This is a genomic window from Nakamurella alba (assembly GCF_009707545.1).
Lineage (GTDB): Bacteria > Actinomycetota > Actinomycetes > Mycobacteriales > Nakamurellaceae > Nakamurella > Nakamurella alba.
Genome location: NZ_WLYK01000001.1, coordinates 1,652,612 through 1,665,783 on the forward strand (window position 1 = coordinate 1,652,612; position 13,172 = coordinate 1,665,783).

10 protein-coding genes are annotated in these 13,172 nt (G+C 72.3%); 7 read left to right on the forward strand and 3 right to left on the reverse strand.

Annotated elements, in window-relative coordinates; all coding sequences use genetic code 11:
• Positions 1 to 12 precede the first annotated feature (12 nt).
• Positions 13 to 1,665, reverse strand: coding sequence for a glycerophosphodiester phosphodiesterase (locus GIS00_RS07475; RefSeq protein ID WP_154767560.1), 1,653 nt, complete (start codon positions 1,663 to 1,665; stop codon positions 13 to 15).
• A 152-nt stretch (positions 1,666 to 1,817) separates the two neighbouring features.
• Between GIS00_RS07475 and GIS00_RS07480 the strand changes: the two genes are divergently transcribed.
• The 3 genes from GIS00_RS07480 to GIS00_RS07490 all read left to right on the forward strand — a co-directional run bounded on the left by GIS00_RS07480 (position 1,818) and on the right by GIS00_RS07490 (position 4,703).
• A complete protein-coding gene (locus tag GIS00_RS07480; protein ID WP_407666764.1) occupies positions 1,818 to 3,437 on the forward strand; it encodes an ABC-F family ATP-binding cassette domain-containing protein in 1,620 nt (539 codons plus the stop codon).
• 139 nt (positions 3,438 to 3,576) lie between these two features.
• Positions 3,577 to 3,801 (forward strand): helix-turn-helix domain-containing protein, encoded by a 225-nt coding sequence (locus tag GIS00_RS27375; RefSeq protein ID WP_322097655.1) that lies wholly within the window; start codon positions 3,577 to 3,579, stop codon positions 3,799 to 3,801.
• Positions 3,798 to 4,703 carry an enoyl-CoA hydratase/isomerase family protein gene (locus GIS00_RS07490; RefSeq protein ID WP_322097656.1) on the forward strand — a complete coding sequence of 302 codons (906 nt, stop codon included), beginning with the start codon at positions 3,798 to 3,800 and terminating at the stop codon, positions 4,701 to 4,703. The genes GIS00_RS27375 and GIS00_RS07490 overlap by 4 nt, the downstream gene beginning before the upstream one ends.
• Here GIS00_RS07490 and GIS00_RS07495 read toward each other — a convergent pair.
• Complete coding sequence (locus GIS00_RS07495; protein ID WP_154768015.1) at positions 4,600 to 5,730, reverse strand: FAD-dependent oxidoreductase; 1,131 nt, start codon at positions 5,728 to 5,730, stop codon at positions 4,600 to 4,602. The two genes, GIS00_RS07490 and GIS00_RS07495, sit on opposite strands and share 104 nt — an antisense overlap.
• A gap of 163 nt (positions 5,731 to 5,893) precedes the next feature.
• Between GIS00_RS07495 and GIS00_RS27380 the strand changes: the two genes are divergently transcribed.
• Complete coding sequence (locus GIS00_RS27380; RefSeq protein ID WP_230312919.1) at positions 5,894 to 8,197, forward strand: Hsp70 family protein; 2,304 nt, start codon at positions 5,894 to 5,896, stop codon at positions 8,195 to 8,197.
• Positions 8,198 to 8,244: 47 nt separating this feature from the next.
• Complete coding sequence (locus GIS00_RS07505; RefSeq protein ID WP_154767561.1) at positions 8,245 to 8,874, forward strand: trimeric intracellular cation channel family protein; 630 nt, start codon at positions 8,245 to 8,247, stop codon at positions 8,872 to 8,874.
• Positions 8,875 to 9,264: 390 nt separating this feature from the next.
• Here the strand turns inward: GIS00_RS07505 and GIS00_RS07510 are convergent, their stop codons facing one another.
• Positions 9,265 to 10,722: a family 4 glycosyl hydrolase gene (locus GIS00_RS07510; protein WP_154767562.1), complete on the reverse strand. Its 1,458-nt coding sequence runs from the start codon at positions 10,720 to 10,722 to the stop codon at positions 9,265 to 9,267.
• Positions 10,723 to 10,915: 193 nt separating this feature from the next.
• Here GIS00_RS07510 and GIS00_RS07515 point away from each other — a divergent pair, with 193 nt between their 5' ends.
• Both GIS00_RS07515 and GIS00_RS07520 read left to right on the forward strand, forming a co-directional pair.
• Positions 10,916 to 11,956 (forward strand): carbohydrate kinase family protein, encoded by a 1,041-nt coding sequence (locus GIS00_RS07515; protein WP_322097658.1) that lies wholly within the window; start codon positions 10,916 to 10,918, stop codon positions 11,954 to 11,956.
• Positions 11,957 to 11,983: 27 nt separating this feature from the next.
• On the forward strand, positions 11,984 to 12,955 hold the full coding sequence (locus tag GIS00_RS07520; RefSeq protein ID WP_154767564.1) for a DNA polymerase domain-containing protein: 972 nt from the start codon (positions 11,984 to 11,986) through the stop codon (positions 12,953 to 12,955).
• The last annotated feature ends 217 nt before the right edge of the window (positions 12,956 to 13,172 follow it).

The window sequence follows — 13,172 nt, forward strand, 5'->3', positions numbered from 1 at the left end:
TGCCGACCCGGGTCAGCTGATCGCGAGCTTGCGGAAGGACACCACGCCGGTCGCGGTGGCCCGGCCGATGTGCAGGTAGCCACCGCGGAACCGGCCGTCGGTGGCCCGGGCCGTGACGGGTGAGGGGACACCGGTGTCGGTGCGGCTCAGGGTGATGGTGGTCGGGGTGACGGTCAGCCGGAGGTGCATCCACCGGCCGGAGGTGTGTGCCGGTCCGGTGGCGGTGGCCAGCAGCTCGCCGTTGGTCTGACCCGCCAGGTGTGCGTAGATCTGCAGCCGGCCATCCGCCCGGAACACCGCGTGGTAGCCGTTCGACTCGCCGTTCTGCAGCTCGTAGTAGCGGTCGTCGGCCTCGCCGAAGGCGATGTCGATGTGCCCGGCCCGGTCCGACGGCAGTGTGGTCCAACGGGTGTCGATGTCCACGGTGTAGGTACCGCGCGCGGCCGGCACGGGTGAGCAGTTGCCGAGCATCAGGAACTGCTGCCGGCCCTGGGCGCCGCCGAGGGTCAGCTCGTCCGGGCCGGTCCAGGTCGGGCCGGCGGTGCTGCTCTCCGGCGCGATGGTCAGCTCGCCCGGGTTGAGTTTCTTGCGCGACCAGAAGTCCCGGGTGGCCGGGACCAGGGTGCCGGCCACGTACCCGAAATTGGACGTGACGATGCCGGAGACGCCCAGTGCCCGGAAGTGGTCGGCCTCGTGGCGACGCTGCACCGGTGCGACCCAGATCTGGTGCCCGGTGCGGACGGCGGTGGTGACCAGCGAGTCGGCCAGCATCCCGTGGCCGGTGTCGCTGGAGTAGCCCCACAGGATCATGTAGTCCCGGCCGTGCCGGAGTCGCCCGGCCAGGGTGGCGATCGTGGTGCTGCTGATCTCGCTCGCCGTGCCGAAGTAGCCGAAGACCGCGAATCCGTCGCGCTGGGCCGCACTGATCCGGGCCGCGTTCGAGTGGTGCACCTTGATCATCACCGAGCCGGCCAGCCCGTACCGGCGGACCATCGCCAGGATCGCCGCGTAGGCGGAGTCGTCCTTCGCCTCCACCGCCAGCACCGTCCGCCCGCCGCACACCTGCAGCACCTGCTCGAACGTCGGGACGCGGACGGCGGGGGAGGACCAGCCCGGTCCGAGCTGCGGCGCCTTCAACGCGAGCCCGCCCACGTAGGCGGCGGTGCGGCCGGCGACCGCGCCGCTGCCGGTGGTGGTGCGGTCCAGGGTGGAGTCGTGCAGCACCACGAGCAGGCCGTCCGAGGTGCTCCGGACGCTCACCTCCATGCAGGTGGCACCCCAGGCCAGCGCTGCGGAGAAGGCCTCGATGCTGTTCTCCGGCATCGCGTCGCCGGACCCGCGGTGGGCGATGCAGGTGCGGCGGCCGACCCAGGCGTCGAACGGCACCGGGAGCCCGACGGTCGTCCACGACGCCGGTGTCTGGGCGCCACCCGGATCCGGCACCGGCCGCGGCGGATCGTCGGCCGCGGCCGGCAGCGGTGCGACATCCGGGACAAGGACGGACCCGCCCACCGCATCGGGCACGGAAGCGGGCGCCGCACCGGGCACCGATGCGGGAGCGGCGGCGGCGCTGCCCGCGCCGGTGCCGAGCAGTACCCCGGCGCCCAGCAGTCCCTGCACGGCGCGGCGACGGCCGATGGGGCGGTCGTGCTGGTCGGCGGTCATCCGGTCCCCTCGTCGTGCGGCCCGTCCCCTGTGGCCGCGGGACCCCAGGGTATGTGACGCCTGACACGCTCCCGGTGAAGTCGGCGCCAAGCGCCCGAGGTCTCACCCGGATGCGCGGAAACCGGCTGCGCGCGCCGGTAACATCGATGCACGTGATCACCGCAACCGGCCTCGAGCTGCGGGCCGGAACGCGCATCCTGCTCGCCGACCTCTCCCTCCGCCTCCAGCACGGCGACCGCATCGGCCTGGTCGGCCGTAACGGCGCCGGCAAGACCACCACCATGCGGGTGCTGGCCAAGGAGGGCCTGCCGTACGCGGGCGAGATCGTCCAGTCCGGTCCGGTCGGCTACCTGCCGCAGGATCCGCGCGAAGGTGATCTGGAGATCACCGCCAAGGACCGGGTGCTGTCCGCCCGGGGCCTGGACGTGATGGTCGCGGAGATGGAGAAGGTCCAGATCCAGATGGCCGAGCTGACCGGGCCGGCGGCGGAGAAGGCGGTCGAGAAGTACGGCCGGATCGAGGAGCGGTTCGCCTCGCTCGGTGGGTACGCCGCGGAGTCCGAGGCCGCCCGGATCTGCTCCAACCTCGGTCTGCCGGACCGCATCCTGGCGCAGCAGATGAAGACGCTGTCCGGCGGTCAGCGCCGCCGGGTGGAGCTGGCCCGCATCCTGTTCGCCGCCCAGCAGGACGGCGCGGACAGCGGCACCATGCTGCTGCTGGACGAGCCGACCAACCACCTCGACGCCGACTCGATCACCTGGCTGCGCGACTTCCTGAAGAACTTCGCCGGCGGGCTGATCATCATCAGCCACGACGTCGACCTGCTGGCCGCCGTGGTGAACAAGGTCTGGTTCCTGGATGCGGTCCGCGGCGAGCTCGACGCCTACAACATGGGGTGGCAGCGCTACCTCGACGCCCGGGCGACCGACGAGCAGCGCCGCCGCCGCGAGCGGGCCAATGCCGAGAAGAAGGCCTCCGCGCTGATGGCCCAGGCCGCCAAGCTCGGCGCCAAGGCGACGAAGGCCGCGGCCGCGCACCAGATGGTGCGACGGGCGGAGACCCTGCTGTCGAACCTGGACGAGGTCCGCGTCGCCGACAAGGTCGCGAAGATCCGCTTCCCGCAGCCGGCCGCCTGCGGCCGGACCCCGCTCACCGCGTCGAACCTGTCGAAGCACTACGGCTCGCTGGAGATCTTCTCCGGGGTGGACCTGGCGATCGACCGGGGCACCCGGGTGGTGGTGCTCGGCTTCAACGGCGCCGGCAAGACGACCCTGCTCAAGCTGCTGGCCGGCATCGAGACGGCGGACACCGGTGCCGTCGAGCCCGGGCACGGCCTGAAGATGGGCTACTTCGCCCAGGAGCACGACACCATCGACCCGGACCGCACCGTCTGGGAGAACACCCGCAGTGCCGCCCCGGACACCGGTGCGCAGGAACTGCGGAACCTGTTGGGCACCTTCATGTTCACCGGTGAGCAGCTGGACCAGAAGGCCGGCACGCTGTCCGGCGGCGAGAAGACCCGGCTGGCGCTGGCCGGCCTGGTCAGCTCGGCGGCGAACGTGCTGCTGCTCGACGAGCCGACCAACAACCTGGATCCGGCCAGCCGCGAGCAGGTGCTGGACGCGCTCCGTCGGTACACCGGTGCCGTCGTGCTGGTCACCCACGACCCGGGGGCGGTGGCCGCGCTCAACCCGGACCGGGTGATCCTGCTGCCCGACGGCACCGAGGACCACTGGTCGGCCGACTACCTGGAGCTCGTCGAGCTGGCCTGAGCCGCACCCGTCCGATCCGATCGGCTCCACCTCTGCTGTTCTGTGTGGCGGGTCCGTCCGGTGTGCCCGATCATGGACCGGTGATCGCACCGGTGCGCTCGCGCGCCGGTGCCCCCCGATCGTGGGAGGAAGGTGCGACGTGCCTGCAGACAAGGCCGCTGTGATCCGGAAGGGTGCCCGGATCACCGGTCCGGCGCGGGACAAGCTCACCGCGGATCTCCGGAAGAAGTACGAGAAGGGCCAGTCCATCCGCGCTCTCGCCGAGGGCATGGGCCGCTCGTACGGGTTCGTGCACCGGTTGCTGGTCGACGCCGAGGTGCCGCTGCGCGGTCGCGGCGGCGCGACCCGCACCAAGAAGAAGTGACGGGCGGGTCCGGCGCAGGATCGCCGGCACCGGACCCGGTCCTCCGCATCGACCCGGACCTGCTGGAGCAGGGCCGGGTGCGGTGCGCCCTGGGTGGCCCACCGGACCACCCGGGTTCCGTGCTCACCGTCTCCCTGTGCCGCCCCGACATCCGCAACGCGCAGCTCCCCGCCACCTGGGAGGCGCTGGCCCGGATCGGCGATGCCGTGCCGGACTCCGTGCGCGTGGTGGTGATCTCCGGCGACGGACCCTCGTTCTCGGCCGGGCTGGACCGGTCGGCGTTCTCCGGCGACGGGCTGCTCGGTCAGGTGGCCACCGCCCCCGGAGCTGTCGGCGACGCGCTGATCGCCGGCTACCAGCGGGGCTTCACCTGGCAGGCGGACCCCCGGTTCGTCTCGATCGCGGCCGTCCGCGGGCATGCCGTGGGCGCCGGGTTCCAGCTGGCGCTGGCCTGTGACCTGATGCTCATCGCCGACGACGCCCGGTTCCGGATGGCGGAGGTGCGGTACGGCCTGGTCCCGGACCTGGGCGGCACCCACCAGCTGGTCCGCAGGATCGGTGCCGCCCGGGCGCTCGAGGTGTGCGGCACCGGCCGGGAGGTCACCGCGGCCGAGGCGCTGTCCTGGGGGCTGGCGGTCCGGTCCGTCCCGGCCGACGATCTCGGGGACGCGACCGATCAGCTGGTCGCCGGGTTCCTGGCGGCTCCGCCGGAGGCCCTGCGGTCGATCTCGTCGCTGGTGGCCGGGGCCGGGTCGGCGACAGTGGAGCAGCAGCTCCGGGCGGAGCGCGTCGCACAGCTCAGCCGACTGCGAGATCTGTTGCGGGGCGGGATCTCCGGTCCTCCGGGCGGACCTGCTGGTGATTCGCCGCCCGGTCCTCCGGGTGGGCCAGCCACCGGGTGAGGTCGCGGACCGCGGCCCGGCCGGCCCGGTTCGCGCCGATGGTGGACGCGGACGGCCCGTAGCCGACCAGGTGGATGCGCGGGTCCGCGGCGACGGCGGTGCCGTCCATCACGATCCCGCCGCCGGGCCCGCGCAGCCGCAGCGGTGCCAGGTGATCGAGTGCGGGCCGGAAACCGGTGCACCACAACAGGATGTCGGCTGCGACGAACGAACCGTCCGGCAGCATCACGCCGTCCGGCACGATCCTGGTGAACATCGGCCGGGCCACCAGGATCCCGGCGTCGATGCCGGCCCGGGTGATGTCGGTGACCGGCAGCCCGGTGACCGAGACCACCGACCGCGGCGGCAGTCCCAGCCGCACCCGCTCCTCGACCATCGCGACGGCGGCGCGTCCGGCCGCCTCGTCGAACGGTCCCTCCCGCCACTCCGGTGGCCGCCGGGTGACCCAGGTGTGCGCCGCCGCGACCGGAGCGATCTCCAGCAGCAGCTGGACCGCGGAGATGCCGCCGCCGATCACCACCACCCGCTTGCCGACGAACTCCCCGGGGCCGCGGTAGTCGTGGGTGTGCAGCTGCCTGCCGGCGAACTCCGCGGCGCCCGGCACGAACGGGACATACGGGCGGGTCCAGGTGCCGGTGGCGTTGATCAACGCCCGGGCCCGCACCGTCCCGCCGTCGGTGGTGGCGGCCAGGCCGTCGCCGTCGTGCTCCACCCGGAGCACCCGGACCGGCCGCTCCACCCGCAGATCGAACTGCCGCTCGTAGTCGGCGAACCAGCGGGGCACGGCGATCCGGGCCTGCTCGGCCGGGTCCGCATGCGGGGGTGTGGTGCCCGGCAGCTCGCGGATCCCGTTGACCGTGCCCATCACGAGCGAGGGCCAGCGGTGCTGCCACGCCCCGCCCGGTGCGGGTTCGGCATCCAGGACCAGATGCCTCAGCGGGCTGCGGGAGAGGTGGTACGCCGACGACAGTCCGGCCTGGCCCGCGCCGATCACCAGGACGTCGGTGCTGGTGCCCTCGGCGGTCATACCTCTGCGCAACAGGTCGGTGGCCTGCCCGATTCCGTGCGCAGCGGCGACCTCGGTCACCCGGCGGGCGGACGGCGCGCCGTCGGGTTCACCGAACTGCCCGTGGCCCCCGAGGTGCCATGACAGACTGTCACCGCACTGACAGGAACTGCGTGGGAGGCGAATGAACACCGGCACCGTGCTCGGGATCGACCTCGGCACGTCCAACACGGTGGCCGTGCTCTCGGCGCCCGGGCGCGAACCGCGCATCCTGTCCATCGATGGCGCCGCCTGGATGCCCTCCTCGATCTTCGTGGAGGAGGACGGCCGGATCCTGGTCGGCCGCGACGCCGACCGGTCCGCGCGCACCGCCCCCGAGCGGTACGAGGCGAACCCCAAGCGGCGCATCGACGAGGGTGAGCTGCTGCTCGGCGTGCGGGTGGTGCCGGTGGTCGAGGCGTTCGCCGCGGTGCTGCGGCGGATCGCCGAGGAGGCCCGCCGGCAGCTCAACGGCCGCTCGCCGGACGAGGTCCGGCTGACGCATCCCGCCGAGTGGGGACGCCGTCGGCAGAACACGTTGCTGGCCGCCGGCCGGTCGGCCGGCCTGGGTCAGCAGATCACGCTGGTGCCGGAGCCGGTGGCCGCCGCCGCCCACTTCGCCTCGCTGCCCTCGCACACGCTCGCCGCCGGGTCCGCCCTGGCGGTCTACGACCTCGGCGGCGGCACTTTCGACTCGGCCGTCGTCGGCCGTGGCGCGCAGGGCTACCTGGTGCTGGCCAACGAGGGACTGGCCGATGTCGGCGGTGTCGACTTCGACCAGGCGATCGTCGATCATCTCGGCCGCGCGGTGGCCCCGGCAGACCCGGCCAAGTGGCAGTCGATCTTCCGGCCGCGCAACGCGGCCGACCGCCGGGCCGCCCGCACGCTCCGCGAGGACGTCCGCGCCGCCAAGGAGATCCTGTCCCGGTACGCGCAGACCGACCTCCCGCTGCCGGAGCCGTTCGACGACACGCTGCTCACCCGGCGCGAGTTCGAGGGCCTGATCCGCCCCGTCGTCGCCCGCACCATCGACGTGCTCGAGGAGACGATCCGCAAGGCCGGGTCCAGCCCGGAGCGGCTGGCCGGCATCTTCCTGGTCGGTGGGTCCAGCCGGATCCCGCTGATCGCCTCGATGATCACCGAACGGCTCGGCGTGGTCGCGGTGACCCTGGAGCAGCCGGAGACCGCGGTCGCCATCGGCTCGGTGAAGGCGCCGGTCGACGCGGTGGTCGGCGGAGCGACCGAGGCGGTGCTGCCCGAGGGCGGTTTCGGTACGGCCGGTGGGTTCGCCGCCGGGGCCGCAGCCGGTGGGGCGATCGCGGGGATGGCCGGTGGATCCGGTGGCGGTGGTCAGGGACCGGGTGGTCAGGGACAGGGTGGTCACGGGACCGGTGGCCAGCCGCCGGTGGGTCCCGGTCAGCCGGGCCTGGTCGGGCAGCAAGGCCCGCTCGGACCGCAGAACGGCGTCGGTCCGCAGGGCCAGGCCCCGCAGCAGACCGGCGGCTACGCCGTGCCGGGCATGGTCGGGCAGGGCGGGTACCAGGGCCCCGGCGGACCTGCCGGCCCCGGCGGTCCCGGTGGTCCGCCGATGGGTCCTGGCGGACCGATGTCCGGTGGAGCCGGGCCGGGTGGTGACCCGGCCCGCCGCAAGCGCAACCGGATGATCGCCATCGCCGCCGCGGTGGCCGTGGTGATCATCGCCGGCGTCACCACCACGCTGGTGCTGACCAGCGGCAACTCGGCGACGCCGACGACCTCGACGCCGGTCTCGACGACCAACTCGACCCCGCGGCCGAGCAGTTCCACGGGCGGCTCCACGACGGACACCACGGAGACGACTCCGACTTCCGAGACCACTGAGACCACCGACACGACCGAGACCACCGAGACCACAGAGACGACGCCGACGACCGAGACCAGCACGGAGACGACCCGGGACATCCCGACGTCCTGCGGGACGACGACGAACAGCGAGGGGCTGACCGACTGCCTCGAGGCGTTCGCCGGTGGGTTCTCGGCGAACGGCACCTGCACCGACGACCTGACCTCGATCGGTGGCGACGAGACGACCGTCGAGCAGTTCTCGCTCGGCGCGGAGCGCTATGCAGTGTGCTTCCTGAACGGCGATCCGAACCTGCTGGCGATCCTGCTGCAGACGAAGAACACCGCGACGCGAACGCAGCTCTACAGCACATTCAAAACGACGATCACCGAGCCGGTGTCTTGCGGTGACTACACGATCGATCTCGGACAGGGTGAATACGCAGCCGGCCCCAGCGGAGGGCTGGCCGAGGACGCTACTTACAACATGGTTGCCTGGCAGGACACGTCATTGCCACTCATGGGGATCGTTCTTGCTGATCCGGCTGGTCATCCGATGGATGAGACGCTAGATGTCTTCACGGAGCAGATCGGCATCGGTAGCCCGGGCACAGCCTCGGACTGCTGACCTCCCGGACACCTGCTGGGTCGCGGTGTCGGGCAGGATCTCCAGCCATGGTGTCCACGGTGTTGCTCGACGTGGTGAACTTCGTCGGCCTCGCGGCGTTCGCACTGTCCGGGGCGCTGATGGCGGTGCGCCGCCAGTTCGACGTGATCGGCATGGCGGTGCTCGCCACCATCACCACTTTCGGCGGCGGGGTCATCCGCGACGTGCTGATCGGCGACACCCCGCCGGAGGCGCTGCGCAACGTCTGGTGGCTGGTGGTGCCGTTGGCCGCCACCGCCGTTGCCTTCTTCTTCCACCCGCAGATCACCCGGCTGCGCCGGGCGGTGGTGGTCTTCGACGCCATCGGCCTAGGGGTGTTCGCGGTGAACGGGTCGGCCAAGGCCATGCAGTGGGGGCTGTCGCCGCTGGCCGCGGTGATGCTCGGGGTGGTCACCGGGATCGGCGGCGGCATCCTGCGGGACGTGCTCGGCGGCGAGACCCCGGCGGTGCTGCGTCGCGACAGCCAGCTCTACGCGATCCCGGCCATCCTCGGCTGCACCATCACCGTGACGCTGCTGGCCCTCGATGTGCACCTGCTGGCCGCCACGCTGCCCGCCGCCGCCTTCATCACCGGGGTGCGGCTGCTCGCGGTGTGGCGGCGGTGGACCGGTCCGGTACCGCGGGCGTTGCACGGCTGATACCGGCCTGATCGCCCGGTGTCGTCCGCACCGTCTGTCTCGGCGCTCCGTTGCCTGCGTGTCGGGTGGCGATGGTCGACGGCGGCGTCCGGTGGTCCGGTGAGGTGCCGCCGATGGGTACGGGTGGACGGCTTTTCGGGCTCGGCGGTGGTGATGGACAGCCCCGGCTCATTCCGGGTCCTTCTGTCCACACGGGCTGTCGATCTTCGGCCCGGGAAGGTCGTCGGTGTCCGGCCGAGCCCTCGTTGCCCTTCCGCCGGTTTCGCCTGGGTGGCGGGCCGACGAATTTCCCACGCGAGCAGCTCCCGCACCGTCGGTTCGTCGGCGTCCGGCCGAGCCCTCGTTGCCCTGCCGCCGGTTGTCACCCGGGTGGTGGCCCGACGAAGTTCCCTACGCGAGCAGCTCCCGCACGGTCGGCTCGTCGGCGATCACCGAGTCGACCAAGCGGGCGGCGAGATCCCAGGACCCGACCAGCGGGTGCAGGGCGAACCCGGCGAGTGCGGCGTCCCGGCTGCGGTGCACGACGGCGTCGATGATCTTCCGCTCGGCCGCCCGGACCGAGGTCATCATGCCAAGCTGGTACAGCTCCAGCGGGGCGACCGGCAGCGGCGATGCGCCGGAACCGTTCACCCGGCAGCGGGTCTCGATCACCATGTCGGCGGGCAGCTCGGCGATCGCTCTGTCACCGATGCGGCTGTGGGCGCCGGCGGCGGAGATGGCGGTGGCAACGCTCACGGTGTTCTGGGAATCGGCCTGCTCGAAGGCGCGGCCTCCATGGCGGTTCTGGGCGCACGCCGCCCCGGTGACTCCGGCGGCGCGCCCGTTGGGGGCGTTCACGATCATCTCCACGGCAGGACCGCCGGTGAGCGCCGCCATCAGGTCCAGGGCGACGTGCTCGTACCCGCCGCCCTCCAGGTCCTCCTCGGCCCGCTCCTCCTGCCGGGCCTCTGCCAGGTACGTCTCCTCGCGGCTGCGCCGGGCCGCCTCCCAGAGCTGCGCCGCCCGGTCGGGAGCGCCCACGGCGTCGGCGTAGAACCGTTGCTGCTGCGCGGCGAGCACCTCGCCGCGGGTGTCGGTCCCGGCGAGTTGTGCCGCCAGCGCGCGGGACTCGGCGAAGAAGTACAGGTACTCGTTCGGGATCGCGCCCAGGGCCTGCAGCACCGGCGCCCCGAACAGTGCGCCCTCCTCGAACCCTTCGACCGCGGCCCGGTCGGCCAGCAGGTCGGGCAGCAGGTCCCGGCCGTCGTGATGCAACGCGCGCAGCCATCCCAGGTGGTTGATCCCGACGTAGTCGGCGTCGATGAGCGCCGGATCCAGGCCGAGTGCCCGCACCGACCGGCGGATCAGCCCGATCGGGGAGTCGCAGATGCCGATCACCCGCCGGCCGAGCACACCGGTGAGCGCCTCGGTGATCAGCCCGGCCGGGTTGGTGAAGTTGATCAGCCAGGCGTCCGGGGCGATCCGGGCCTGCAGCCGCGCCGCGTCCAGCACCACCGGCAGTGTGCGCAGCGCGTAGGACAGGCCGCCGGCGCCGACCGTCTCCTGACCGAGCAGACCGAGATCGAGTGCCCGCCGTTCGTCGCGCACCCGACCCGCGGCTCCGCCGACCCGGATCGCGGAGAAGACGACGTCGGCCCCGGTCATCGCGTCGGGCAGGTCGGTGGTGGTGCGGACCCGCAGGCCGGGCGTCTCCGGCAGCACCGACCCGATCACGCCGAGTCGTTCGCTGTCGATGTCGTACAGCACCAGTTCGTCGACATCCAGTGCGCCGCTGCGGATCCGGCCGGCCAGAGCCCGGTGCACCAGCGGGACCCGGAACCCGCCGCCGCCGAGGATCACCAACCGCATGGCTTCACGGTAGGTCATTTCCTTGGTGCCCGATCCGCTCGGCGCCCGATCAGCTCGGCACCGGTCGGTCCGCCCGTCGCCGGCCGGGTCAGCTGGCCGGGCTCGGCGGCTGGCCGGGCGTCGGTGAGCGATGAGAAGGTGAGCGATGAGAAGGTGGGCGGTGAGAGGGTGGGGCGATGGGAGCGACCGACGGGTGAGCGATCTCGACGTGTTCATGCAGGGCACCGTGTTTTTCGACATGGTGCTCACCGGCCTGCCGACCCTGCCGCAGCCGGGCACCGAGATGCACGCCGAGGGGATGGGGTCCTGCCCGGGCGGCATCGCGAACCTGGCGGTCGCCGCGTCCCGGCTCGGCCTGCGGGCCGGTCTGGCGTCGACGTTCGGCGACGACGTCTACGGCGACTTCCTCTGGGGCACCCTCGCGGAGGAAGGGGTGGACCTGAGTCGCTCCCGCCGGATCAGCGACTGGCACTCCCCGGTGACCGTCTCGCTGGCGGTCCATCGCGACCGGGCGATGGTGACCCACGGGCATCCCTCGCCGGTCCCGGTCGACGAGCTGGTACCGAGCGCTCCTGAGGCGGCGGCCGGGGTGGTGACCCTCGGCGAGATGGACCAGGTATGGGTGCGGGAGGCGCACCGCAAGGGCGTCAAGCTGTTCGGCGACGTCGGCTGGGACCCCAGCGAGCAATGGTCGACGGATGTGCTCGACCAGTTGACGTCGCTGCACGCCTTCATGCCCAACAGCGTGGAGGCGATGGCCTACAGCCGCACCGAGGACCCGCGGGCGGCGCTGCTGCACCTGGCCGATCTGGTGCCGGTGGTGGTGGTGACCTGCGGTGGTCAGGGGGCGATCGGCATCGACTCGAACACCGGCGAGGAGGAGTGGGTGCCGTCGCTGCCGGTGAACGCCGTCGACGCCACCGGTGCCGGCGACGTCTTCGCAGCAGCCTTCCTGCTCGGTTCGCTGCGGGAATGGCCGCTGCGCAATCGGATGGCCTTCGCCAACCTGTGCGCGGCGCTGTCGGTGCAGCAGGTCGGCGGATCGCTGGCTGCGCCCGGCTGGGGCGACATCATCGACTGGATCTCGGGTGTCCGCGCCGCGGCTGCCCAGGGGTCGCGGGCGGCCGCCGTCCTCGGGCACTCCTACGAGTTCCTGGACGAGGAGCTGACCCGGCACCAGCACACCTCGGTGCGCCGCGCGGTGGCGACGGTGGCGAGGTTCTCCGATGCCTGAGTGCTGTCCAGCCCGGGAGGTGCGCTGATGGCGTCGAAGAAGTCGGTCGAGATCCGGGACGACGTCGAGCTCACCAATCTCGACGAGCCGCTCGCCGACCGCGGCGGACCGTCGAAGCGGGTGCTGGTCGACTACCTGGATGCGGCCTCCGACCGGCTGATCCCGGCGTTGGCGGAGCGGCCGGTGTCGGTGATCCGGGTGCGTCCCGGCCAGCCGTCGTTCATGCAGAAGAACCTGCCGACGTACACGCCGGCCTGGGTGCGCTCCACCACGGTGTGGGCCGAGGCGTCGAAACGTGAGATCCGGTACGCACTCTGCGAGGACCGTCGCACCCTGCTGTGGCTGGGCAACCAGCGGGCGGTGGAATTCCACGTCCCGCTGGTCCGGGTGGGGGAGCAGCACCAGACGCACCTCGTGCTCGACCTGGACCCGCCGGAGGGCGCCGGCTTCGACGCCGTGGTGGCGGTGGCGAAGCTGGTGCGGCAGGCGCTCGCCGACGCCGGGTTGGACGGGGCGGTGAAGACCAGTGGCGCCAAGGGCCTGCACATCTTCGTCCCGCTGCAGCCGCTACCGATCGAGGATGCCGCCGCGGCGACCCGGGCACTTGCCGCCCGCACCGCGGCGCTCGATCCGTCGATCGCGACGACGGCCTACCTGCTGGAGGAGCGGGAGGGCAAGGTCTTCGTCGACGCCACCCGGGCCGGCGGCGCCACCGTGGTGGCGGCGTGGAGCCCGAGACTCCGCCCCGGCCTTCCGGTCTCGTATCCACTGTCGTGGGACGAGCTGGACGGCGTCCACCCCTCCGACTTCACCTGTACGACGGTGGCGTCATCGGCGGGTCCGGGTGGTGATCCCTGGGTGGACCTGATGCCGGAACCGCAGCGCATCCCGGACGACGTGCTCGAGCAGGGCCGGCAGATCCCCATCGCCCGGGTCGTCGCGATGCACGAGGGCAAGCGCCGCAAGCGCGCCCGCGAGGCCGCCCCCGACACCCCCTGACCGCGCGAGGATCTTCTTCGCAGGCGCGTGCGAAGTTGTCGGCGTTGGGACGGATGGTGCAGGTGTCGCCACTTTCCTACGCGCACCCCGGGTCGTGGGCGGGTGACTGTCGCCCGGCGCTACGGAGACCTCCGCGTCCGCGTGGCTTGGATCGACTGTGCGCCCGGCCCGCATGGATCAACTCCGCCCGCAGGGCGTTCCGGGGCGGAAATGTGAC